Source organism: Alloalcanivorax dieselolei B5, from assembly GCF_000300005.1.
Classification (GTDB): domain Bacteria; phylum Pseudomonadota; class Gammaproteobacteria; order Pseudomonadales; family Alcanivoracaceae; genus Alloalcanivorax; species Alloalcanivorax dieselolei.
The window spans coordinates 1,344,221-1,365,586 of sequence record NC_018691.1 but is presented as its reverse complement, the minus strand read 5'-3'; the positions used below and the strand labels follow the sequence as shown (position 1 = coordinate 1,365,586).

Here is a 21,366-nt window from a genome sequence, read left to right as displayed (position 1 = left end):
GTCCGGCACCAGGAACGCGAAGTCCTTGGCACACTGATCCAGAACGCCCGATATCGCCTTCTTGTTCCAACTCATCCCTGCTCCCGTCGACTCGCCCATGCCGATTCCCAAATCGGTCGGCACGCCACTTTCAGCCCCGCTTTTCGGACAGCGTGGCAATAATCGGAGCGCCCTTGGTGATGATAAGCGTGTGCTCGTACTGCGCGGAAAGATTGTCTGGATGACCAACCAGAGTCCACCCGTCCTCCGCTTCTGTCACCAGTGTGCTGCGGGTGGACAGAAACGGCTCGATGGCGATGACCTGACCGAGCTGCAATCGGCGGGTATCGCGGCGATCGTAATAGCCCACGATGTCCTCCGGTTCCTCGTGCAGTGTCCGCCCGATACCATGGCCGGCCAGATTCTTGATCACCTTGAAACGATGCGACTTGGCGGTATGTTGAATCGCCTTGCCGATACGATTGATGGGAGCGCCCGCCCGGGCTTCACCCAAGGCACGCTTCAAAGCCAGCCGGGTGGCGTGACACAGGCGCGTCTTCAGTGTTGATCCCGGCGGAACAACCGTCGTGCCGCCGGTATCCGCGAAATAGCCATCCAGTTCAGCGGACACGTCGACGTTCACGACGTCCCCGGCCTGAATCACCCTCTGCCCCGGTATGCCATGCGCGGCCTCCTCATTGACGCTGATACAAGTGGCACCGGGAAAATCATAAGTCACCCTCGGTGCCGATCTGGCGCCGTACTGTTCCAGCAACTGCTCTCCCAGCTTATCCAGTTCCGCCGTCGTCATGCCCGGCTCAACCGCATCGAGCATGGCATCACGTACCCTGGCGACGACCCGCCCGGTGTTCAGAACCCCATCGATATCGTTCTGGCCTTCCACGGTCATACGTTCACCTTTTGTCCGTTTATGCCCTTCAATAATATTCTATGGTCCTTTTCTGAACATAGATCAGAGCACCATTGTCGTATTTTTCTCTGTTCGTCCAGTTCCCGAACTCGTCGTAGTCATACTCATAGACAGCACGCTGCGTCCCGGCGTTTTTGTCCGTCCAACTTCTGGACGCCACATCGCCATACTGAGTGTATTCAAGCGTGTAGGGGGTATTTCCCCAATCCTCTGATGTGCTTGTGGATTCAATCAAGCGGCCGGACTCGTCGTATTTTAAATCCATCACCACCTTGACCGATCGGTCCTCGCGCAGCTCGGTTTCCTTTACCACATTGTTTTTATTGTCATATTTAAAAAGCCTTTTCGATAAAACAACGTCTTCGGGCGATTTGTAGATCTCGGAAACCATATTCCCCTTTGAGTCATATTCCCGGGAATGAATCGCGGAAAGGCGGTCAGCCCCCCGATAGCTCCTGACTTCCACCGTACGTCCATCTTCATCAAGGTCGTGGACAAACCGCTTCTTCACTTCGCCATTCACCGCTGTGACAACAATCTCCAAAAGGTGCCCACGATCATCTCTCTTGAACGTTCTGGTCTCAACAAGTCTATCCTTTAGCCAGTATTCAAGCTTCGTAATATTCCCACTGCCGCCGTAATGAGAAATTGTTTTAATATGTTCCCTGAGAGCGGGATCGGACTCCTCCGTATCGCTTCGCTCAACATTGTATGCTGTCTCCGTTACGGTCTTGAGGGTTGGCGCCTCATCAGCCTTATCCACGCACGAGGATAAAGAAAAAACCAGGACTGCCCAAAGGGGAGCAATCCTGGCCCTATGTTTAAAAAAAGACATACAGGTCCTCTCTGTTCCTATGGCCCCTGGCAAAAATCCAAGGCTGTCTGCATTGGCACGGCGTGACGAGCAACCGCCTGACCCGCAGGTTAGCCGAAATAGCCGGCCAGAAAAGGGGTCGCGTCATCGATAATATTCCTCAGGATAGCAGGTATTATGAGTGGGTGGTGTCAGGTCAAATTCAAAACCTGACGCAGGCGACGTTCCGGGAAACCATTGACATACGCATCGTATGCTATATCGTAATTCGACATACGAAGCGTATGCTTGTACTTGGTACAGTGGAGTACTTGGAATGAACGTCTTTATCATCGGTGTCACTGGCGGAGTAGGTGGTTTGCTCGCCAGAAAACTGAACGACCGGGGCGATGCGGTTCACGGACTGGTTCGCCGAACCGATCAGCAGGCGCAACTGGCAACACAGGGCATCGACACACAAGTGGGCGATCTCGCGACCCTGAACGCGGACGAACTCGCAACGATGGTCAGCGGCAGCGACGTGATCGTTTTCAGCGCCGGATCCAACGGCGGCGACAGGGCAATCACCGACGCCATTGACGGCGATGGGGTCAACAAAGCCCTACGAGCGGCACGCCTTGCCGGCGTCGAGCGCTTCGCCCTGGTGTCAGTGCTGCCGGAATCCTGGCGGGAACGGGACCTGAGCGAAAACGAGGAACACTACTTCGCCGTGAAGAAACAAGCGGACGTCGCCGTCACCCGCAGCAACCTGAACTGGCTGATCCTGCGCCCGTCCCTGCTGCTGGATGGTGACGGCGTCGGTACCATTTCGCTGGGACCGGCGGAGTTCCATGGCGAGATTACCCGCGACGACGTGGCCGCCACCCTCGCCGAGTTGCTGCATGAGCCCGGTATCGGCCGGCAGATTCTGGAACTCAACACCGGTTCAGTGCCGATCAAGGAGGCGGTGCAGGCCGTGCGCCACTGACCTTACGGCCGGGGTGTTGGATTCCCGGGATAGCCAAGCCGGCATCTCAACCGTCCGTGGAACACGTTAACGCCTCCCAGCTGTCGATCACCGTCAGTATGGCGCGCGCTGCTTTCGCCGGATCGCCCAATTGATTGCCGCTCTTTTCTTCTGCTGTCCTCCGGTTTCTTCGGGCGCAGCAACCGCGCAGTGAATCGAGCAGGGCTCTCTTTAGCGGGCATGCCCCTCCCCCCCCTGGCTGGGGCGGCGCCCTTAGTTGGCCCGGTAGATGCCGCAGAGCTTGTTACCGTCCGGGTCCAGCACATAGCTCAGGTGCATGGCGCCCATATTGCTCTCGCGCAGGCCCGGCGGATCTTCCACCGACGTGCCGCCATGGGCCACCGCCACGTCGTGAAATTCCTTCACCTGCTCCGGCGACTCACACTTGAAGCCGATGGTGCCACCATTGGCGCCGGTGGCCGGCTCATTATTGATTGGCTGGGTGATGGCGAGAGTGTTGCCCCCGTGCCGGTAGAACAGCCTGATATGGCCGGACGCCGACTCGTTGCGCACCGGCTCGCCGGCGCCGAGCACGCCCAACACCGCGTCGTAGAAGCGCTTGGACCGTTCGATGTCGCAGGAACCGATCATGATGTGGTTGAACATTTTTCCACTCTCCTCTTATTATTCCGGCGTTATGCCAGACTCACTTTTGTCTAGGCGTCACTATAACAGTCGGCGCCCTTATCGCGATCAGACTGTATCGGTTTATGGATGGACCTGCGATTCTCTGATCATCTCGCTACTGACGCCTTTGCCGGGCGGACAGCTTGGCGTTGTCAGAATGGCGTTCCCGGGTTTGCCGAACATGCCGGCGCTGTGTCTTCCAGGAAGGCTTCAGCCGACGGCATTCAATCAGCGATGAAATAGCCATGACTTCCGTTTCTGAAAGTACCGGGTCCTGAAAGGACCGGATGTAGGAGATGTAGCCGCCCCTCTTGGTAACGTTGGCGGGCATCGGCGTCTTAAAGGTACTGTCGCCGGCAAACACAACCACCGAGTGAATAACCTCTGGCGAGATATTCAGCGTTTCTTCCACTGCTTTCACGTGCCGGTAGTTTTGACGCAAGGGGTTTTGGAAGCGAAACGTCTTCTTAAAGATCTTCTGAGTCCACTGGGCTTGCCTCTCTGAACCGAAGATCCAGCCTTTCATGTTCTTGGTCTCCACTACGAAGACACCAAACCGGGAAACAAAAATATGGTCAATTTGCGTCGTACCGTCAGCCGTCTCCAGAGTGACGTTATGAAAGGCATGATAAGTCCGCGTGGGCAGGCGCCACGCCGCCGCGATTCTGACCACGCCTTCCCCCAACTGTCCTTTAAACCAGGCCGACTTGAGAATGAGCACGGTGATGGCCAGAGGCACAAGCCACCCTATCGTCCGCCAAAGCTGATCAAATACTGGTGTTAAGTCCATGATCCCCCCAACCCTTACCAATAAGCGACGAACCCGCTGTTCAGAATAGCCCTCATAAGGTGTGCCCCCACTTTCGATTAAAGATATGTACCCTAAGCGGTACATAATAAAGCATAATGTACATTTATTTGTACATTATGCTATTTAAAGGCTTGACCAGATACCATGCACACCATACCGTACATTTAACCCTTTTTTGTACGGTTTAACGTCCAATGCCGAAAACAGTCGACTCCCCCATCCACCGCAAAGCCCAGATCCGCGACGCCCTGTGCGAAACCGGCGCGTTGATTGCCGCGGCGCGTAAGGAAAGAGGCTGGTCCCAAACCGACCTCGGCCAGCGCCTGGGTGACGTGGACCGGCGTCACGTCAGCGCCATGGAAAAAGGTGATCCCAACGTAGGCGTCGGCCTGGTGGTGGCCGCACTCTGGCTGCTCGATCTGCCCTTGCTGGCAACACTGCCCAAGCCGGACGGTTCGGCGGCAAAGGGACACTTCCGTGTCGGCGAGAGCCTGCCCCGGTTCCGCCGCGCCGCCAGCAAGCGACGGATTCGCCCCGAGGAGATCGATAATGATTTCTGACAAGGCGTATATCTGGGTCTTCCTCCCAGGCCTGACCGAACCGGTGGTGTGCGGCGTGGTGGCCTGGGATGGCGTCGAATACGTATTCCGTTACGGCAAGAGCTATCTCGCCCGGCCGGACGCCATGCCGCTCTCCATTCCCGGCCGCCCCCTGGGCGAGTTGACCGGTGATCCCTATACGCTCGAAAACGAACTGAGTGGCGCCCTGCGCGATGCGGCTCCGGACGCCTGGGGTCGGCGCATCATTCAGAGAGAAATCGCGAAGACCATCGCCCAGGCCAACAGCCCCCGGGAAAGTGAGCCGGGCGAGATCGACTATCTGCTTGGCGCCGGCTCCGACCGGATCGGCGCCCTGGATACGTCGGAATCGCCCCATGTCTATTCACCGCTCCCCAGACACACAAGCCCGCTGGAAGACGCCCTCAAGGCCGCGGAGAAGATGGAGCGCGGCGAAGAGCTGGACGAGAAACTGGACGCCGCCCTCAACCACGGCACCAGCATTGGCGGCGCCCGGCCCAAGGTGCTGTTCCAGCAGGATGGCGACTTCTGGGTGGCGAAGTTCAGTTCCAGCAGCGACACCCTCAACATGATCGCGGCGGAAGCCGGTGCGATGAAACTGGCGGCCCGGGCCGGTTTGAACGTGGCCGACGTTGACATGCTCAAGGTCGCCGGCAAGGACATTCTGCTGGTCCGCCGTTTCGACCGGCAGACCGCCACCAACGGCACGGTGACCCGCCGCCATATGCTCAGCGCCATGACATTGCTGGATCTGGACGAATACGCGGTGCGCGCCGGCCACGCCAGCTACCTGGAGCTGGCCGACCTGCTGCGCAAATACGCCCGGAACTTCGAACGCGACGGCCGTGAACTCTTCCAACGCATGGTCTTCAATATCCTGATCGGCAACACCGACGACCACGCTCGCAATCATGCCTGCTTCTGGGACGGCCACGTTCTCGACCTGACACCGGCTTACGACGTCTGCCCCCAACCCCGGCTGGGCTACTCAGCGGACCTGGCCATGGTCGTCGGTGACCAGGGCCGCGCGGCAAACCTCAAGAACGCGCTCAGCCAGGCCGAACGATTCGGCCTCGGCGATAACGAAGCCGCCGAGTGCACCAATGCTCTGCGGCGGACCGTGGAAGCCAGCTGGAAAGCCGAGTTCTCGATGGCGGGCATGGACGCCGGTGATATCGAGTACCTGGCAAGAGCGACGCTCCTATCCCCTTCCATTTTCGATTAAAGGCAACAGGCAAGACCTGCCCATTTCACCCCGAAGACACAACCGCGCGATCCGGGCTCGCACGACGGCGCAGAGACGTCCGCGCGATCGCCGGTGGTATGTAGGCGGCTCTCTCCAGTGGCGCCAGATCGACACCCGGCGGGACGATGTCGTCAATCCGGTCAAGAATCTCATCGCTCAACCGCACTTGCGCGCCGTCAAGCAGATCATCAAGTTGCCCGGGGGTTCGGGGGCCGATGATGGCCGATGTGATCGCCGGATGCGTCACTACAAACGCCAACGCCATGTGCGTCAACGACAGGCCAGCGCTCTCAGCCAGCGGGATAAGCCGCTCCACCGCCTCGAGGCTCGCCGCGTCGGACATCGCCTTGGGGAAATATTGCACGCGCAACGAGTCCGGCTGCTCCCTGCCCTTGCGGTACTTGCCGGTCAACATGCCCTTGGCCAGCGGACTCCATGCCATCACGCCCATGCCATAGCGCTGGCAGGTGGGCAGCACTTCCCGCTCGATCGACCGATTCAAAATGGAATACGGTGGCTGCTCGGTGCGGAAACGGGCCAGCCCGCGTCGCTCGGCCACCCATTGCGCTTCCACAATGTCGGAAGCGGGAACGGTGGAGGCACCGATGGCGCGCACCTTGCCCTCGCGCATCAAGTCGCTGAGCGCCGACAGGGTTTCCTCAATGTCGGTATCCGGCGCCAACCGATGAATCTGAAACAGGTCGATATGATCAGTCCGCAGGCGACGCAGCGCGTCTTCGACCGCGCGGGTCAACCAGCGCCGCGACCCGCCACGGCGGTTGGGGTCATCGCCCATCGGCAGAGACGCCTTGGTGGCGAGCACCACGTCGTCCCGTCGCCCTTTCAGCGCCTTACCAACGATCTCTTCGGATTCACCCTGGTGGTAGGCGTCGGCTGTGTCGATGAAGTTGATGCCGAAATCGAGCGCCTTGTGGATCATGCGCACACACTCGTCGTGATCGGCGTTGGCCATCCCCCCGAACATCATCGTCCCCAGACAATAAGGGCTGACCTGGATGCCGGTACGGCCAAGATTGCGGTATTGCATGTGGTTCTCCTTGCGCGATGGAAGAAAGGTTGCCCAGTGGCGACAGGCAACGAGTATGGCAAAGCAAGGCCGGACGCCCTACAATCGAGAGTCCACATTTTATTGGCATATGTCCTGAATTGATTGATCCGCTCGCTCAAATCGTCACGCTGCTTCAACCCACTGCGCCCTTCTCGAAACAGGCCAGCGGCGCGGGGCGTTGGCGCGTCCACCGCACCGAGGTCGGGCGCCCCTTCTACTGCGCCCTTCTCGAGGGCGAGTGCCGTCTCGAAGCCGACCAACACGACGAGATCGTCCTCAAGAAGGGAGATTTCGTGCTCATCCCCTCGGCGTATAACTTCACCATGTCGAGCCGCTCCCCTACCAGCGTCGAAGACATCGTTGATGCGCCCGTCATGCTGGCCGATGGTGAACACCGGCTCGGCAGCCCGGACGCCCCCGCCGATGTTCACCTGCTGGTGGGCTACTGTGTGTTTCGCTCCCCGGATGCGGCTCTGCTCGCGTCGCTGCTCCCGAAGCTTCTACACGTTCAGGGGGTGAACCGGCTGGCCACCCTCATGCAACTGGTCAGCGATGAGGCGCGCGCGCAACGACCGGCACGTGATGTGGTTCTGGAACATCTGCTGGAAGTCCTGCTCATCGAAGCGCTTCGCTGCGAAGGAAAGACGGACACATCCCCCGGGCTACTGCGCGGCCTGACCGACGAGCGCCTCGCCGTCGCCATCCGCCGGATGCACGAGAGCCCCGATCAGCCCTGGACGGTCGCGCAACTGGCGAATGAGGCGATGCTCTCCCGATCCGCGTTCTACGAGCGATTCCGCCGCGTGATGGGCATGGCGCCAATGGAATACCTGCTTGCCTGGCGCATGGCCCTGGCCAAGGATTTACTGCGCAGGGAACAAGCACGCATCGCTGACGTCGCCGAACAGGTGGGCTACAGTTCCGCCAGCACCTTTAGCGTAGCCTTCAATCGCCATGTCGGAGTCCCGCCCGCCCGCTACGCCCGGGACAACTCAGCCGGCGAGCTATCTGAGAACGGAGCCGACAAGGCACCGAAGCCCGGCAACTAATGGATGGCGACAAGATCATCGCCGCCATTGGATCAGCTTTTTTATTTCTGGATCAAGGCCTTATCGACTAAGTAAGTGCCATTCAGACCTGACCCCAGTTCAGTTCACCTTTCGACATTGAAACCATCGAAGTTGTCGAAGACACCCATAAAACCCGGCACCGTCGCCTCGCGCGACCAGTCGCGCTGGAGTTCGCAGTACATCTGCACGCGGCTGATGAGTTTCACGCCGGCCTGTTCCATTCGACGCAGCGCGGCCTCGTGGGCGGCCAGCGAAGTACCGCCGACCGCATCGACAGGCACGTAAACCTCATAGCCTTCCTGGACGGCGTCCAGTGCCGGGAAGGTCAGGCACGCCTCGGTCCAGAGCGCGGTCATGATCAGCTTCTTGCGCCCGATGGATTTGACCGCTTCCTTGAACCCGGCGTCCTCCCAACTGTTGATGGAGGTGCGATCGTAGGTCGGCAGATGGCCGAGCACGTCTTGCAGTTCCTGAATCGGCGGTTTGTTGCGCCCAGTCGCGACGTTGACGGTGGAGTGGACGATCGGCAGGTCGTAGTTGACCGCCGCCTTGGCGACGCTGGTGATGTTGAAGACCAGCTCGTCGCATGGCATTGAGCGGATCGACGACACCTGAATCGGTTGGTAGTCGATGATGATCAACGCTGAGTTTTCCGGGGTCAGCAGTTGGTCGGTGTGGGGATTACGGATCGTTTCACTTGCCATGGGTAAAGCTCTCTCTATTCAGCGCGTATAAACTCGAGCAGATCAGCGTTGACCTGGTCAGGATGGGTGGCGAACAGGCCGTGGGACAGATCGGGATAGGTCTTGAGTGTGCCGTTGGGCAGCGGCTTGATCGCCTTGTGAGCGGAGGCCGCGATCGGCACCACCTGGTCGTCTTCGCCATGCAGGATCAACACCGGGATCTCGATGGCTTGAAGATCCTCGGTGAAGTCGGTTTCCGAGAACGCCTGGATGGAGTCGTACTGGGCCTTGGCGCCGCCCGCCATGCCCTGGCGCCACCAGTTGTCAATCAGGCCCTGGCTGATTTCAGCGCCTTCGCGATTGAAGCCATAGAACGGCCCCGTGGATATGTCGCGGAAGAACTGGGCGCGGTTGGATACCAAGGCACTGCGGAAGCCGTCAAACACTTCCATGGGGGTGCCTTCAGGGTTAGCAGCCGACTGCAGCATGACCGGCGTCACCGAGCCGATCAGCACCGCCTTGGCCACACGGCCCGGCTCTGCCCGGGCCACATAACGGGCGACCACACCACCGCCGGTGGAGTGCCCGACATGGATGGCGTTGCGAAGATCAAGCGCCTTCACCAGATCGGAGGTATCGGCGGCATAGGTGTCCATGTCGTTGCCGGTGTCGGTCTGGTCGGAACGGCCGTGCCCGCGCCGGTCGAAGGCGACGACGCGGTAGCCCTGAGAGAGGAAGAACAGCATCTGGTTGTCCCAGTCGTCCGATGACAACGGCCAACCGTGATGGAAAACGATAGGCTGAGCGTCTTTCGGTCCCCAGTCCTTGTAAAAAATGCGGGTACCGTCCTGAGAGGTGATGGTCGCCATGGCGGCGTCCTCCTGGTCGCGTGATTCGGATTAGCCGGCGTCGCTCGGCACCGGCGTGTTGAGCAATTGTTGCTCCCAAAGATAGGCGATGCCGCTGCCACTGAAGTGCTCAATGAGAATCTCGGTCAGTTCCTCGACATGTTCGGTGCGTGCCCAATCGCGTTGCCATTCGCCAGCGAGCGCCATCACCGTCATCACGTTCGCGCCGGCCGCGATCATTCGCTGGATGGCAACTTCGTGACACTCCTTCGAAATCCCGCCCGACGCGTCGGTGATCACGGTCACGTCCCAGCCTTCACCGGCGGCCTGGATGACAGGCATTGCGACGCAGACCTCGGTCCACAGGCCGGCGATGATCAGCTGCTTGCGACCGGTCGCCTTGACCAGGTTCACCACCTTCTCGTCCTGCCAGGTGTTCACCCAGGTGCGGTCGATGACGTCCTGATCCGGAAATACGTCGGTGATCTGCTTGAAGAGAAGTCCACCGCGCGCCGCGATCACGCTGGTGAGAATGGTCGGAACATTGAAGGCTTTTGCCAACTTTGCCAGCGCGGTCGTATTGTTGACCACAGCTTGTGGATCGTGGCTGTTCAGGTTCGCGAGCTGGTAAGGCTGGTGGTCGATCAGAACCAGTACGGAATCTTCGGGACGAAGAAGTGAATCAAGGCCGTTGCGGAAGGTCATGAATACATCCTCTGCTGCCAGTATGAGTAAGATGAATTTTCCGGGAGACAGGCGCCGGCTGCGGCGATGTCGAAGCCGATACTGGCATTGCCATTGATCACGCGGTAGCGTTCCATTCTGCTACGCTGTGTCGCGCAAAGAGGAACACCAAAGTGAACATCGAAGAGCTACGGACCTTCGTGGAAGTCGCGGATGCCGGCGGCGTGTCACCCGCCGCGCGCCGACTCGGTGTCTCCAAGTCCATCGTCAGCCGGCGGCTGTTGCGACTTGAAGCGGAACTGGGTGTCCAGCTTCTGGCACGCACCACCCGTGGCGCCGCGCTCACCGAAGCCGGGATAACCTTCCGGGACTATGCGGCGCGGGTTTGCGCAGAAATCGACGTGGCCAAGGAAACGCTCCTGCCCGCCGGCGACCTTCGCGGACGCTTGCGAGTCACCGTGCCACTCTCATTCGGCCCAACGCACTTCGCCCCGGTACTCGCGGAAATGGCGCGGCGTCATCCGCAACTTCATATTCACACCAGCTACAGCGACCGCTTCGTGGATCTGATCGCGGAGGGATACGACTGCGCGATCCGGGTGGGCTATCTTCAGGACTCGGACCTGATCGCAAGACGGGTCGGCCCGATCTACGGCAAGCTCGTCGCCAGCCCGGACTATATCAAGGCGCATGGCGCGCCCGAGACACCTGACGAGCTGCTCACCCATCAGGCCCTCATGCAGGGCACCGAGGCCTGGCAACTCATGGACGGCGACAAGATCATCGCCGTGCGCCCGCAAGGCAACTTCAAGGCCGACAACGGCATCGCCCTGGTGGCCGCCGCGGTAGCCGGGATCGGCATCGGCTACCTGCCCGATTGCCTCACCCATGAACACGTAGCCTCCGGCGCGCTGGTACCGATCATGACCAACCACCCGCCCCCGCCGGCCGGCGCCTATGTCATCCGGCCGCCGGGCCAGCATCCCGCCCGCAAGATCCGAGTGCTCACTGAATTGTTGATCGAGAATTTTGAGCAGGATTCACGGCGGTGGGGGCTTGAGGGCTGAAGGAAAGCAGCCAGAGCCCGGCTCGTATTTCTCAGACGACATAACCCGGCTCGTCCAGGTTCTCCATGAGGGTCGGGCCAACGGGCGTCCAGCCCAGTGCCTCACGGATCAACACCGAAGAAGCGGCCAGATGGGCACCGACCATCCTGGCGAAGCCACCGAAATGCTCCGCCGGCAGGCCGAGCCGGTCGGCGATCTTGCCGGCGATGTCACGTAACCGGACGGCCGGGTCGGCAATGGCGTGGTACACCGTCCCTGGCAGGCCTGCTTCCAGTGCCTTGCTCCTGACCAGCCCCGCGACGCTGTGACCATGGGCCATCAGGCCAGCTTCATGCTGAGTTCGATATCCTCGGCGAAAGGTACGGACAGGTAGGACGGATCGTTGCGGATGCGCTCGATGTAGTCCGGGCACTTGTCCGCATCGTCCGCGACGATCCAGGCGCCAGGGCCCAGGCGCGACTCGACCAAGTCGAGGATATCCGGGTAAAGCGCCTTGGCGCCGTCGAGCACCAGCAGATCGATCTGCTCGGGGAGCCCCATGGAAAGGGTATTCAGCGCATCGCCTTCGCGAATCTCGATCAGATCATCCAGGCCAGCTTCCGTCACGTGAGCCCGGGCCCGCTCGACCTTCGTGGACTCAAACTCCGTCGAGATAACACGGCCACCGCCTTCATCGCGCAGGGCAGCGCCAAGATGCAATGTGGACAACCCGAACGAGGTCCCGAATTCAACGATGTTACGGGCATGCGCGGAGCGAACCAGCATGTAAAGCAAACGGCCGGTTTCCGGCGATACCGGAAGCCAAAGGTCCTTCAACCGGCCATACAACTGGCGATAGTGAACCTTACTGCTGTTGAGAGTGGCGCGCTCTTCGTCGGTGAACGTCTGCAGGGCCGGGCTGGTGGCGGCGTCCGCCTCGGCGAACAGTCGACTGATCAGATTTTCCAGCGGCGCGGTGGTTAAGGAAGTCATTGTGTTCTCCTGTTGTGCGGTGCTAAAAAATATATGAGCAATTCGTCAGTTTTGATATTCGCATTCAGGATCCCGCACATGGCCAAGCGCCCTGGTCACTGTATTTCCACGAGAAAAGAGCCCAAGCAGGCCCGTGCGGAACAGCTCCTGCAGTCCGTTCTGGAAGCCGCTGTTCAGGTTTTGGCACGGGAAGGCGCCGCCCGCTTCACCACCGCGCGAGTGGCCGAACGGGCCGGCGTGAGCGTGGGATCGCTGTATCAGTACTTTCCCAACAAGGCGGCGATACTGTTCCGGCTGCAGTTGGATGAGTGGCGGGCCTCGGCCCGCATGCTGGAGGAAATCCTCTCCGAGCCACAGCCCCCCCTGACACGGCTGCGCCATCTGGTACAGGCATTCATTGCCTCCGAATGCGCCGAAGCCGAAGTCCGTCAGGCCCTGGCGGACGCCGCGCCTCTCTATCGGGACGCCCCCGAAGCCAAGGAGGCACGGCAGGACACCGACCGCCTCTTCGACGACTTTATGCTCGAGCTGCTACCGGGCCTGGAAGAACCCGAGCGGGACCTCGCCAGCGAGCTGATCGCCTCCACCATGACCACGGTGGGTAAGGCGTTTTCCGGCAAGCCACGCACCGACGACGAGATCACACGCTACGCCGGCGCGATGGCGGACATGCTGTGCAGTTATATTGAGGGCCTGAACCGAGGAGGTTCCAACTGATGTGAAGGATCACCGGCATTCAGAAGTCGATGGTGGTGGAAAGCGTAACGGAGCGGGGCTCCGCCAAGCGCAGGCGCCCTCCGGAACCGGAATACGACTCCCAGTAGTCTTTATCAAAAATATTCTCGATGCTCGCCCGCAACGTGACCGGATACGTTTTCAGCCGGTAGCTGGCCCCCAGGTCCACACGGGTCCATGCCGGTATTTTGAGCGTATTGGTGGCATTGCCGTACTGTGAGCTGCTATGTATCACTCGAGTATTCACACTCAACCCGGAAAAAGACGGCACGTCCCACTCGGTGCTGATGGTGGCCAACCAACGAGAAACGCCTGGGGCCTGATTACCATCGTTTGCACCGTCCTGGGTACTTGTCAGTATCGGCTGAAGATAGGTCACCCCGCCCAATAGCCGCAACGCCGGTGTCGGTTGGCCGAAAAGCTGCCACTCAACGCCGCGGTTGCGCTGCTCGCCGTCCTCCGTGTAGATGACATTCCCCGGGGCGCTTCCCGGTCTCTGGACGACACTGGGTTGACGGATTTCGAACAGGGATACCGTGCTGGCCAGATTACCCGCATCGACCTTGATACCAATCTCACTTTGGCGAGTCCGGGCCGGCGTGAAGGCTTCTCCGGCGTTCTCGGCGTTGGCCGGTGCGGTATACCCAAGCCCGAGCCCTTCGATGTAATTGCCATATAAGGTGACATTCTGCCAAGGCAGAAAAGCGATACCAACGGCGGGCGTCGTCCGCGCCTCATCATAACTAGACGTTCGCGCACCAGTATCGGGGCTGAAGTTATCGACTTCCACACGCTGGCGGCGCGCCCCCAAGGTTAAGAGCACTTTCTCATCAAGCAATCCAAGCGTGTCCGATACGGCGACGGATGAGAGCCTCCGCTCCAGACTCTTTGGGATGTGACGAGACATCGAAAAATCAGGGCGGTCGATACGCCCGATGTTTTCCAGATCAGACAGAAAGATATCTCCTTGCTCGTAGAGGTAGCCACCTTCAAACCAGAGCATGGACGTCTGTACATTCAGTTGGTGAGTAATGGCGCCGGTGTTGAAACGGCCGCGCAGCCCCGACATTACCGTGCGCGTATCGGAGTACTCCGGGTAATAGACGGGCATCGACGCCAACGTTTCTTCGTCCAGCAGCGTGTGGTTGGTACGCAGATTGTACGGGGTGTTGTTACGACCGCCTGCTCCACCATAAAGGGTAACTGCCGGTGTCAGATCATATTCGCCATGGAGGGCGATATACTCATCCTTGTTTTCAGTACGCTCCCAGGACTGCGCCGTACGTTTGCCAGGGTCGATAGCATCCGGCACCGAGGTCCCTTCGGTGATCTGCAGACCGGATCCAAAGCCGCTGCCGCCGTCCGTACGATCCTGTTGATAGCCCAGGTCACCGGACAGCCGCAGACGGTCACCCCGATAGTCCACGCCCAGGGTGACCAAACCCAACGTGCTTTCCTGATCCTGAACCGCGGTATCGCCATCCATATAAGCGCCATTGAAGCGAACGCCAAACCGATTCTCCTCGCCAAAGCGGCGCCCCACATCCAGATGGGTACCGAACTGCGCATCAGAGCGGTAGATACCCTTGACCCGGGTCAGCGGGGCGTCCGTGGCTCTTTTGGGCACGACATTAATCCCGCCGCCAACGCTGCCCCAGGGGCTGGCGCCGTTCAGAAGCGCATTGGGCCCCTTGATGATTTCCACTCTTTCCGCCGCCTCCATCGCGATCGTGTTGCGAGGTAAAACACCGTACAAACCCTTCAAGGAGACATCCTGATTCCTGACCAGAAAACCACGAATGTAAAGCGCGTCCCCGCCCGACGTATTCGTGCCACGCCCTCGCGAACCGACCTGAACAGACGGGTCGTCATCGACAACATCGGCGAGAGACCGGGCTTGCTGGCCTTCCAGTCGTTGCGAGGTGTAGCTGGTGATACTGAATGGCGCATTCATGAAATCCGTGTCGCCAAGCATACCCAGGCGCCCGCCGGTGGCCACCTGTCCGCCGGCGTACGCCACCGGTGGTTTACCCGACCGTGAGGGAGCAGTCCCGGTAACACTCACCGGCGCCAGGGTTCTCGTCCCATCCGATATCGCACGCAACGAATAAGACCGGTGGCCTTCCGCGACCAGCAGGTAACCACTGCCTTCCAGCAAGCGGGAGAACCCCTCCTCGATACCGTAATCCCCCTGAAGCCCGGGGCTCTTCAGCCCCGCCAGCATCCCTGGTTCAAACACCAACTGCACGCCGGCCATGGCGGCGAATTCGGCCAGTACGTCGCTCAGTGCGTTGGGGCCAATGGCGTATTCCCGTGGCGCCGACATCTCCGCGCTTCCCTGTGCTTGCACGGCGCCAGAGATCGCGGCCGAACCCAAAAGAATCGCGAACGCACAAGTGACGGCCAGGGCTCGGCTTTTGGCTTTGAGATACGAGGACCTGGGAAAGAAAGCGGGAGAGCGCGGTACGGAGTACAACGTGAAACTAGGACGCCTGGCAGCCATATCTGAAGCCTTTGATACGTAAGTGTCTGGTTGATTCGAAGCGTCAAAAAAACGCTTTCATCCAGTACACCGAACGAGATCAAAAAAGTGATCACCCCAAGACTACTATTTTTTTGACGCCCCTCTGGCAGCCCCGGCGCCCCCGAAAAGAGACGGATCAGCCATCAGGGCCGACACTGATCCAGTAGGGGGTAATGCGGCGGATACGCAACGGCAGGTTCTTTTCCAGCAGAGCCAGTCCGGCATCGGTATCGGCCAGGGAGATAGCGCCGGAGACACGCAGACTCGCCACGGCCGGGTCGCAACGCAGTATCCCGCGGCGATGGCGGGCCAGCTCAGCAATCACATCCTCCAGGCGCATGTCCTTGGCCAATAGCATGCCCCGCTCCCACAGAGCCGCGCTGTCATCAACGGGTGACGGCGTATTCACGCCGTTCATATCGAAGTCGGCCTGCTCGCCCGCGTTCAGAGTGCGCGCCGCGCCCAACAGCGGGCGGATCTCGACGGCGCGTTCGAACACCGCCACGTGGCATTGTTGCTGCTCCCGTTGACGCACACTGAAACGCGTGCCCAGCGCACGGACCACGCCATTGGCGGTATCGATCAGAAAAGGACGAGCCACCGGCGCCGGGTCAGCGTGTGTGGTAATCAGAACCTCCCCCTTTACCAGGCGGATACGGCGGGCTTGCGCACTAAAAGCGATATTCACCGCGCTGTTGGTGTTGAGCACCAACCGTGAGCCATCGGGCAAGCCGATAGTACGTTGCTCGCCCGTGGCGGTATACGCATCGGCGGCCCAGCTTTGCCACGGCAACTGATGCCAAACCAGGCCGCCGACGGGCGCCGCCACCAGCGCCAGGGACAACAGTTTCAGCATGCGCCGCCGGTCATGGCCTGTCCCGAGCTTGGCGATGGCCGTCTTGCCAATCGGCTCCGGCACTTGCTCAAAGGCATGAAAGACCGATTCCGCGCGCTGCCAGGCCGCATCGTGCGCCTTACTTTGTTGTCGCCAACGCTCGAAGGCCTGGTGCTGAGACGCATCGGGCTGGTCATAGCGAAAGATCATGGCCCAGTCGGCCGCCTCTTTCAGCAACGTATTATCAATGGCGGCATCGGAAGACACGCAGCCTCTCCTCGGTCCTCTCTTCGGCCCTCTACTCGGCCCTCTACTCGATGGCCATGCAGGCCACCAATGCCTTTTTGATGTGCCGGCGCACGGTGATCACCGGCGCCCCGGTCCGCTCGGCAATCTGCTTCAGGGTGAGTCCATCAAGCTGCGCCAACAGGAACATCTCACGGGTGCGTGCTCCCATGGTTGCGAGCATCGCATCAATACGCATTAGAACATCGATGATTAGCAGTTGGGTTTCCGGTGAGGGGGCCTCAACGTCGGGCAGCTGCGCCAGGGTCTCAAGATAGGCTCGCTCCACACTCTCACGCCGCCAATGGTCGACGACCAGGCCTTTGGCGATATGAGTCAGTAAGGCACGGGGTTCGTCGCCAAGTTGCGCAGGCAGGCCACGGGAGGACATCAGGCGCAGGAAGGTATCGTGGGCCAGATCAGCGGCATCGCTGGCGTTGCCGAGTTTCACACGCAGCCAACCTCGCAGCCAACCGTGGTGGTCACTGTAGAGTGTATGCATGTCCCGCTTTGTGATACTCCCGGTTGGCACGGTGCCCCCTAACGCGATCCCCTGTCCGACAAACGCCCTACCCAACTGGACGATGCATAAAAACGATTGAGAATTGTTCTCACATTATCGGGGTTCGCACCGTTCACGCAAGACACCTTGCTGAAAAAGCAGGAATCGCCGGTCATCCGGTAAGCAGTAATCGTTGCCTCCCGGCTTACAGCTAGTGCGGCCAGAGATCGCCAGAATCCGCCAGGATGATCAGGTCGCCCTGGATGGCGTCGGCAATGGCCGGCTTTGATAACTCAACCTCCACAAGGCTGGATACTACTTGCCAGCCGGCTTCTCCGGGCGATACCGATCCAACACCCTGGCGTCCGCTGCTCCTTCTTCTTGAAAGACTCGCGCAACAGCCTCAACGAGTTCTTCCCACACCCCGGCTCTGCGAAGCACCGGCATTTCCTTGGCCAGGACGTTGCTGAGTTGCCCGCCATTCTGTTCGATGGAACGCAATACGCGATCGGCCTGAGGGTCCGGCATCTCCACCACCTCCTTGAGCGCCGCACGGGCCCGCGCGTGAGTGCGCAGGTATCGGGACTCCACGCGCATCTGCTCGGTCAAGGTCCGGCGGAGAATCGCCGCCAGGAAAATCACATGGGGCGTCAGGTCGGGATAGCACCAAAGCGGCATCGCCTGCTTCGCACCATGGAACACCAGGTTGGACACCACGCCATCCGGGTAGGTGGTTTGTGTCGGTGTGAACTCGACGTGCTCGCGCACGGCCTGCATCAGGGGTTTGGAGACCTCGTCCAGCACCCGGTCGTAGCCGCGCCGCTCGCCCGCGTCATCCATGATCACGGCGGACACCGGCAGGATCACCGGGTCCGGGATCACGCCGTCACGGCGCAGGACATCGTTGATCAGGAAGCGATGCACGCGGCCGTTGCCATCGGCCAGCGGGTGGATGTACACAAACCCGAAGGCCGCCACCGCGCTGCGCATTGTGGAAGACTGGCCCCGGGTCCGCTCCAGAAACACCCGCAGGCCTTGCAGCATCGCGGCAGCGGCATCATCCGGCGGCGCCACGTAATGCACCACTTCCTGGTAGCGCACCACCTCGCCGACAAACACCGGCGACTGACGAACGCCAAAGTGCTGGATGGTGGTTCTCTCGCCCAGAATCTCCCTTTGCAGATCGGCCAGGCCCGCATCATCCAGAGGCAGGCCCCCCTGCCCGGTGCGCCGCGCCATGACGTCGGCGAAGCGCTGTACCCGCCCCACCTGATCGGCCTCCCCCTCGATGGCAAAGCTGGCTTTGCTCTCCCGCAGGGTCATCCACACCGCCGCGCGCACCAGGAGGTCTTCTCCAAACTCCTCGGTGAGCTCGCCAAACAGCGCCCCCACATCCAGCCCCGCCGCCTGGGCCAGCGCCTCGGTCTTCACCACCATCGGGCAGAAACAGCGCGTACCCGGCATGTTGTCGTTGACCCGCCAGCGTTTGCTCTTGATCACCTGATCAGCGGAGGCCGCCACCAACTTGCTGTCATCGAGAGCATCCACGTAGTTGCCCCCCAGCCGTTCGGGTACCGCCAACGCCTGGTCCGTCAACCATTCGTACAGAAAGGCGGCGCGGCGGGCGTACTGGCCGGTGGGCTCCGCCGCCACCCACGCCTGCACAAACCCGGGCCCGGTGCGCTCGAACAAACGGGCAAGAAACTCCAGGTGCGGCACCTCATGACGCAGGTGGAACTGCAAATGCGCCGCCGGGGTGGCCGGCGGCCGCATGGCCTCGGGATAGGTTTCCAGCCGGAAGCCATCGTTCACCTCGGTGCTACGACGGCCGCCCACCTGGCTCACCACCGCCAGGGTCCCTAGCGGCACGACGTCATAAGCCCGTGCCAGCCAAGCGGCACCAATGGGATCGGCGGGCAATTCCGTCATGGGGATCTCCGAATAAAACGGCTTATGGACAACCAAAAGCGGTGAATCTGGCCGACCGCTGCACAAAACGGGTTAGCCTTGCACAAAAACGGTTAAATAACTGACCCATTGATCAAAATCGATTATGCCCTGATTGGGGCGGAACTCCAAGCCCGCAGGAACCGGGCACGGCCTACTGATGTAGGCCGCACGCCCCACCGGTCACGGGGCAGTCCGATTACATACTGGAAGAGCGTCCATCCGCACCCTATCCGCCCCTCCATACTGAACGCTGCGTTTAATATGGCGCCCGGAGTGCCACTTACTAAAGCCAGCCTTTAACAAGGCGACATGAATCACCCACCCGCCCGCACCAGACTCTCCCGCGAAATCTCCCCAACCGCCCTGGCCCCGGTCAACGTCATCGCCACCTTCATCTCGCTGGCGATCAGGTCCAGCACATGGGCCACGCCCTGCTCGCCGGCGGCGGCCAGGGCGTAGACGAAGGCGCGGCCGAGCAGCACGCCATCGGCGCCCAGGGCGAGCATCCGCACCACGTCCAGGCCAGAGCGGACGCCGGAATCCGCCAAGATCGTCAGGTCGCCCCGCACAGCGTCGGCGATGGCCGGCAGGGCCCGGGCCGAGGACAGCACACCATCGAGCTGGCGCCCGCCGTGGTTGGAGACGACGATGCCGTCCGCGCCGAACCGCACCGCCTCACGGGCGTCCTCCGGATCGAGAATGCCCTTGAGCACCATCGAGCCCTTCCAGAACTCACGAATCCATTCCAGGTCCCGCCAGCCGATGGACGGATCGAAGTTCTCGCCCAGCCAGCCGATGTAATCCTCCAGGTGGATGCGGTGGCCCAGGTAGGCCGACACATTGCCCAGATCGTGCGGCCGCCCGCGCAGGCCCACGTCCCACGCCCAGCGCGGGTGCGCCACCGCCTGCAGCATGCGCCGCCAGGCCGCGAAGGGCCCGGACATCCCCGAATGCCGATCGCGATAGCGCGCCCCCGGCACCGGCATATCCACCGTGAACACCAACGTCCGCACCCCCGCCGCCCAGGCCCGCTCCAGCGCGTTCTTCATAAAACCGCGATCGCGCAGCACATACAGCTGAAACCACATCGCCCGCGTCATCGCCGGCTGCACCTCCTCGATGGGACACACCGAGACCGACGACAACGTAAACGGCACGCCCCGCGACGACGCCGCCCGCGCTGCCTGCACCTCGCCCCGCCGCGCGTACATCCCGGTAAGCCCCACCGGCGCCAACGCCACCGGCAGGCTCACCGCCTCCCCGAACAACCGCGCCGACAAATCCACCTCCCCCACCGCCTTCAACACCCACTGCCGCAACGCCAAATCGCGAAGATCCGACACATTGCGCGCCAGGGTGTGCTCGTCGTACGCGCCCCCGTCGATGTAGTGGAACAGGAACGGCGGCAGGCGGCGTTTGGCGGCGAGGCGGTAATCGTGGGTGGAGGAGATGATCATGGTTGTCACCTGGTCGGTTGGCGACCGGGAAGCTTGGAAAGGAAGTCTTTGAAGTCGGTACGAACTAAAGACCGGCCTCATTGAATAATTGGGCGGCGGAGACGTTCAACGCCCTGGCGATACGCAGAATGTTAGCCAGGGAAACGTTGCGCTCGCCCCTCTCCACCGCACCGATGTAGGTGCGATGAATCCCAACCTCGGTGGCGAAGGCCTCCTGGGAAATACCGGCGGCACGCCTCCGTTCCCGAATCACGGAACCCAGCTTTTTCTGTGCGTCATCAATGTGAGTAGTCATACTTCAAATTGTTCTTATAGATGACTATAAATCTACATACTATACGTAGCATATTCGGACGACATACTCTATGATGACTTTACGTATCATTGAAACTCATGGAGGGAATCATGAAGAAGCGCAAGCCGAACATTGAGATCGGTCACTATCGTGGGAGCCGCTATTGGGGCGTTTGGGTTGATTCGGAGCTATTGGCTGTGGTTTGTTATCGGAAGGGAGCGGAAGCAATAAAAGCAGCGTTATTGGCTCACTAAACGGTTTGGTAGACTTCTTCGAGCTAAAAGATAAGACGCTCTTTCACCGGTCTATATAAGTCCAGACAAAGAGCCGATGACGTTCGAAATCACAGCTGGAGGCTCTGTTCGACAAGGAGCCCGGGCGCAGTATACAAACCCACC

The 21,366-nt window shown here is 60.6% G+C and carries 23 protein-coding genes; 7 read left to right on the top strand and 16 right to left on the bottom strand.

The window, feature by feature from the left end; all coding sequences use genetic code 11:
* Nucleotides 1-130: 130 nt before the first annotated feature.
* Both map and B5T_RS06245 read right to left on the bottom strand, forming a co-directional pair.
* On the bottom strand, nt 131-889 hold the full coding sequence (gene map, locus B5T_RS06250) for a type I methionyl aminopeptidase (protein ID WP_014993634.1): 759 nt from the start codon (nt 887-889) through the stop codon (nt 131-133).
* A 28-nt stretch (nt 890-917) separates the two neighbouring features.
* The gene (locus B5T_RS06245) at nt 918-1,745 is read right to left on the bottom strand and encodes a hypothetical protein (protein WP_041716907.1); all 828 of its coding nucleotides are present in this window, start codon (nt 1,743-1,745) and stop codon (nt 918-920) included.
* Between the two features lie 295 nt (nt 1,746-2,040).
* Here B5T_RS06245 and B5T_RS06240 point away from each other — a divergent pair, with 295 nt between their 5' ends.
* Nucleotides 2,041-2,691: an NAD(P)H-binding protein gene (locus tag B5T_RS06240; RefSeq protein ID WP_014993632.1), complete on the top strand. Its 651-nt coding sequence runs from the start codon at nt 2,041-2,043 to the stop codon at nt 2,689-2,691.
* A gap of 252 nt (nt 2,692-2,943) precedes the next feature.
* Here the strand turns inward: B5T_RS06240 and B5T_RS06235 are convergent, their stop codons facing one another.
* Both B5T_RS06235 and B5T_RS06230 read right to left on the bottom strand, forming a co-directional pair.
* Nucleotides 2,944-3,336: a VOC family protein gene (locus tag B5T_RS06235; protein ID WP_014993631.1), complete on the bottom strand. Its 393-nt coding sequence runs from the start codon at nt 3,334-3,336 to the stop codon at nt 2,944-2,946.
* Between the two features lie 136 nt (nt 3,337-3,472).
* Nucleotides 3,473-4,147, bottom strand: a complete 675-nt coding sequence (locus B5T_RS06230) for a nuclease-related domain-containing protein (RefSeq protein WP_085942836.1) — start codon at nt 4,145-4,147, stop codon at nt 3,473-3,475.
* Nucleotides 4,148-4,362: 215 nt separating this feature from the next.
* On the opposite strand from B5T_RS06230, the gene B5T_RS06225 reads away from it, so the two are divergent.
* Nucleotides 4,363-4,728 carry a helix-turn-helix transcriptional regulator gene (locus tag B5T_RS06225; RefSeq protein ID WP_014993629.1) on the top strand — a complete coding sequence of 122 codons (366 nt, stop codon included), beginning with the start codon at nt 4,363-4,365 and terminating at the stop codon, nt 4,726-4,728.
* Nucleotides 4,718-5,971, top strand: a complete 1,254-nt coding sequence (locus tag B5T_RS06220; RefSeq protein WP_014993628.1) for a type II toxin-antitoxin system HipA family toxin — start codon at nt 4,718-4,720, stop codon at nt 5,969-5,971. The genes B5T_RS06225 and B5T_RS06220 overlap by 11 nt, the downstream gene beginning before the upstream one ends.
* 25 nt (nt 5,972-5,996) lie before the next feature.
* Here the strand turns inward: B5T_RS06220 and B5T_RS06215 are convergent, their stop codons facing one another.
* Nucleotides 5,997-7,040: an aldo/keto reductase gene (locus B5T_RS06215; RefSeq protein WP_014993627.1), complete on the bottom strand. Its 1,044-nt coding sequence runs from the start codon at nt 7,038-7,040 to the stop codon at nt 5,997-5,999.
* A gap of 119 nt (nt 7,041-7,159) precedes the next feature.
* Between B5T_RS06215 and B5T_RS06210 the strand changes: the two genes are divergently transcribed.
* The gene (locus B5T_RS06210; RefSeq protein ID WP_051015580.1) at nt 7,160-8,110 is read left to right on the top strand and encodes an AraC family transcriptional regulator; all 951 of its coding nucleotides are present in this window, start codon (nt 7,160-7,162) and stop codon (nt 8,108-8,110) included.
* A gap of 104 nt (nt 8,111-8,214) precedes the next feature.
* On the opposite strand, the gene B5T_RS06205 is transcribed toward B5T_RS06210, so the two are convergent.
* From B5T_RS06205 to B5T_RS06195, 3 genes are read right to left on the bottom strand one after another with little or no spacing between them, the layout of a single operon-like run.
* A complete protein-coding gene (locus B5T_RS06205; protein ID WP_014993625.1) occupies nt 8,215-8,835 on the bottom strand; it encodes a hydrolase in 621 nt (206 codons plus the stop codon).
* 14 nt (nt 8,836-8,849) lie between these two features.
* Nucleotides 8,850-9,683, bottom strand: coding sequence for an alpha/beta fold hydrolase (locus B5T_RS06200; protein WP_014993624.1), 834 nt, complete (start codon nt 9,681-9,683; stop codon nt 8,850-8,852).
* A gap of 30 nt (nt 9,684-9,713) precedes the next feature.
* Nucleotides 9,714-10,367, bottom strand: coding sequence for a hydrolase (locus B5T_RS06195; RefSeq protein WP_014993623.1), 654 nt, complete (start codon nt 10,365-10,367; stop codon nt 9,714-9,716).
* A 152-nt stretch (nt 10,368-10,519) separates the two neighbouring features.
* Between B5T_RS06195 and B5T_RS06190 the strand changes: the two genes are divergently transcribed.
* Complete coding sequence (locus B5T_RS06190) at nt 10,520-11,413, top strand: LysR family transcriptional regulator (RefSeq protein WP_014993621.1); 894 nt, start codon at nt 10,520-10,522, stop codon at nt 11,411-11,413.
* A gap of 31 nt (nt 11,414-11,444) precedes the next feature.
* Here B5T_RS06190 and B5T_RS06185 read toward each other — a convergent pair whose 3' ends face one another.
* Nucleotides 11,445-11,732 carry a Rossmann-fold NAD(P)-binding domain-containing protein gene (locus B5T_RS06185; RefSeq protein ID WP_014993620.1) on the bottom strand — a complete coding sequence of 96 codons (288 nt, stop codon included), beginning with the start codon at nt 11,730-11,732 and terminating at the stop codon, nt 11,445-11,447.
* A complete protein-coding gene (locus B5T_RS06180) occupies nt 11,732-12,385 on the bottom strand; it encodes an O-methyltransferase (protein WP_014993619.1) in 654 nt (217 codons plus the stop codon). The genes B5T_RS06185 and B5T_RS06180 overlap by 1 nt, the downstream gene beginning before the upstream one ends.
* A 78-nt stretch (nt 12,386-12,463) precedes the next feature.
* Between B5T_RS06180 and B5T_RS06175 the strand changes: the two genes are divergently transcribed.
* Nucleotides 12,464-13,102, top strand: a complete 639-nt coding sequence (locus tag B5T_RS06175) for a TetR family transcriptional regulator (RefSeq protein ID WP_014993618.1) — start codon at nt 12,464-12,466, stop codon at nt 13,100-13,102.
* Between the two features lie 19 nt (nt 13,103-13,121).
* Here B5T_RS06175 and B5T_RS06170 read toward each other — a convergent pair whose 3' ends face one another.
* The 6 genes from B5T_RS06170 to B5T_RS06145 form a co-directional block, all read right to left on the bottom strand.
* Nucleotides 13,122-15,446 (bottom strand): TonB-dependent receptor, encoded by a 2,325-nt coding sequence (locus tag B5T_RS06170; protein WP_014993617.1) that lies wholly within the window; start codon nt 15,444-15,446, stop codon nt 13,122-13,124.
* Between the two features lie 334 nt (nt 15,447-15,780).
* Complete coding sequence (locus B5T_RS06165) at nt 15,781-16,746, bottom strand: FecR domain-containing protein (protein ID WP_014993616.1); 966 nt, start codon at nt 16,744-16,746, stop codon at nt 15,781-15,783.
* A gap of 43 nt (nt 16,747-16,789) precedes the next feature.
* Nucleotides 16,790-17,266, bottom strand: coding sequence for a sigma-70 family RNA polymerase sigma factor (locus B5T_RS06160; protein ID WP_041716906.1), 477 nt, complete (start codon nt 17,264-17,266; stop codon nt 16,790-16,792).
* 315 nt (nt 17,267-17,581) lie between these two features.
* A complete protein-coding gene (locus B5T_RS06155; protein ID WP_014993614.1) occupies nt 17,582-19,195 on the bottom strand; it encodes a Fic family protein in 1,614 nt (537 codons plus the stop codon).
* A 335-nt stretch (nt 19,196-19,530) separates the two neighbouring features.
* On the bottom strand, nt 19,531-20,673 hold the full coding sequence (gene lldD / locus B5T_RS06150) for an FMN-dependent L-lactate dehydrogenase LldD (protein WP_014993613.1): 1,143 nt from the start codon (nt 20,671-20,673) through the stop codon (nt 19,531-19,533).
* 64 nt (nt 20,674-20,737) lie between these two features.
* Nucleotides 20,738-20,968 carry a helix-turn-helix domain-containing protein gene (locus B5T_RS06145; RefSeq protein WP_014993612.1) on the bottom strand — a complete coding sequence of 77 codons (231 nt, stop codon included), beginning with the start codon at nt 20,966-20,968 and terminating at the stop codon, nt 20,738-20,740.
* A 110-nt stretch (nt 20,969-21,078) separates the two neighbouring features.
* Here B5T_RS06145 and B5T_RS23355 point away from each other — a divergent pair, with 110 nt between their 5' ends.
* The gene (locus B5T_RS23355; RefSeq protein ID WP_167321203.1) at nt 21,079-21,222 is read left to right on the top strand and encodes a hypothetical protein; all 144 of its coding nucleotides are present in this window, start codon (nt 21,079-21,081) and stop codon (nt 21,220-21,222) included.
* Nucleotides 21,223-21,366 lie beyond the last annotated feature (144 nt).

Coding starts and splice junctions, on each gene's coding strand:
- map (WP_014993634.1), bottom strand. CDS start 889: ATGACCGTGGAAGGCCAGAACGATATCGATGGGGTTCTGAACACCGGG.
- B5T_RS06145 (WP_014993612.1), bottom strand. CDS start 20,968: ATGACTACTCACATTGATGACGCACAGAAAAAGCTGGGTTCCGTGATT.
- B5T_RS06170 (WP_014993617.1), bottom strand. CDS start 15,446: ATGTCGGCGCCACGGGAATACGCCATTGGCCCCAACGCACTGAGCGAC.
- B5T_RS23355 (WP_167321203.1), top strand. CDS start 21,079: ATGAAGAAGCGCAAGCCGAACATTGAGATCGGTCACTATCGTGGGAGC.
- B5T_RS06225 (WP_014993629.1), top strand. CDS start 4,363: ATGCCGAAAACAGTCGACTCCCCCATCCACCGCAAAGCCCAGATCCGC.
- lldD (WP_014993613.1), bottom strand. CDS start 20,673: ATGATCATCTCCTCCACCCACGATTACCGCCTCGCCGCCAAACGCCGC.
- B5T_RS06195 (WP_014993623.1), bottom strand. CDS start 10,367: ATGACCTTCCGCAACGGCCTTGATTCACTTCTTCGTCCCGAAGATTCC.
- B5T_RS06215 (WP_014993627.1), bottom strand. CDS start 7,040: ATGCAATACCGCAATCTTGGCCGTACCGGCATCCAGGTCAGCCCTTAT.
- B5T_RS06205 (WP_014993625.1), bottom strand. CDS start 8,835: ATGGCAAGTGAAACGATCCGTAATCCCCACACCGACCAACTGCTGACC.
- B5T_RS06200 (WP_014993624.1), bottom strand. CDS start 9,683: ATGGCGACCATCACCTCTCAGGACGGTACCCGCATTTTTTACAAGGAC.
- B5T_RS06230 (WP_085942836.1), bottom strand. CDS start 4,147: ATGGACTTAACACCAGTATTTGATCAGCTTTGGCGGACGATAGGGTGG.
- B5T_RS06160 (WP_041716906.1), bottom strand. CDS start 17,266: ATGCATACACTCTACAGTGACCACCACGGTTGGCTGCGAGGTTGGCTG.
- B5T_RS06240 (WP_014993632.1), top strand. CDS start 2,041: ATGAACGTCTTTATCATCGGTGTCACTGGCGGAGTAGGTGGTTTGCTC.
- B5T_RS06155 (WP_014993614.1), bottom strand. CDS start 19,195: ATGACGGAATTGCCCGCCGATCCCATTGGTGCCGCTTGGCTGGCACGG.
- B5T_RS06245 (WP_041716907.1), bottom strand. CDS start 1,745: ATGTCTTTTTTTAAACATAGGGCCAGGATTGCTCCCCTTTGGGCAGTC.
- B5T_RS06185 (WP_014993620.1), bottom strand. CDS start 11,732: ATGGCCCATGGTCACAGCGTCGCGGGGCTGGTCAGGAGCAAGGCACTG.
- B5T_RS06220 (WP_014993628.1), top strand. CDS start 4,718: ATGATTTCTGACAAGGCGTATATCTGGGTCTTCCTCCCAGGCCTGACC.
- B5T_RS06235 (WP_014993631.1), bottom strand. CDS start 3,336: ATGTTCAACCACATCATGATCGGTTCCTGCGACATCGAACGGTCCAAG.
- B5T_RS06180 (WP_014993619.1), bottom strand. CDS start 12,385: ATGACTTCCTTAACCACCGCGCCGCTGGAAAATCTGATCAGTCGACTG.
- B5T_RS06175 (WP_014993618.1), top strand. CDS start 12,464: ATGGCCAAGCGCCCTGGTCACTGTATTTCCACGAGAAAAGAGCCCAAG.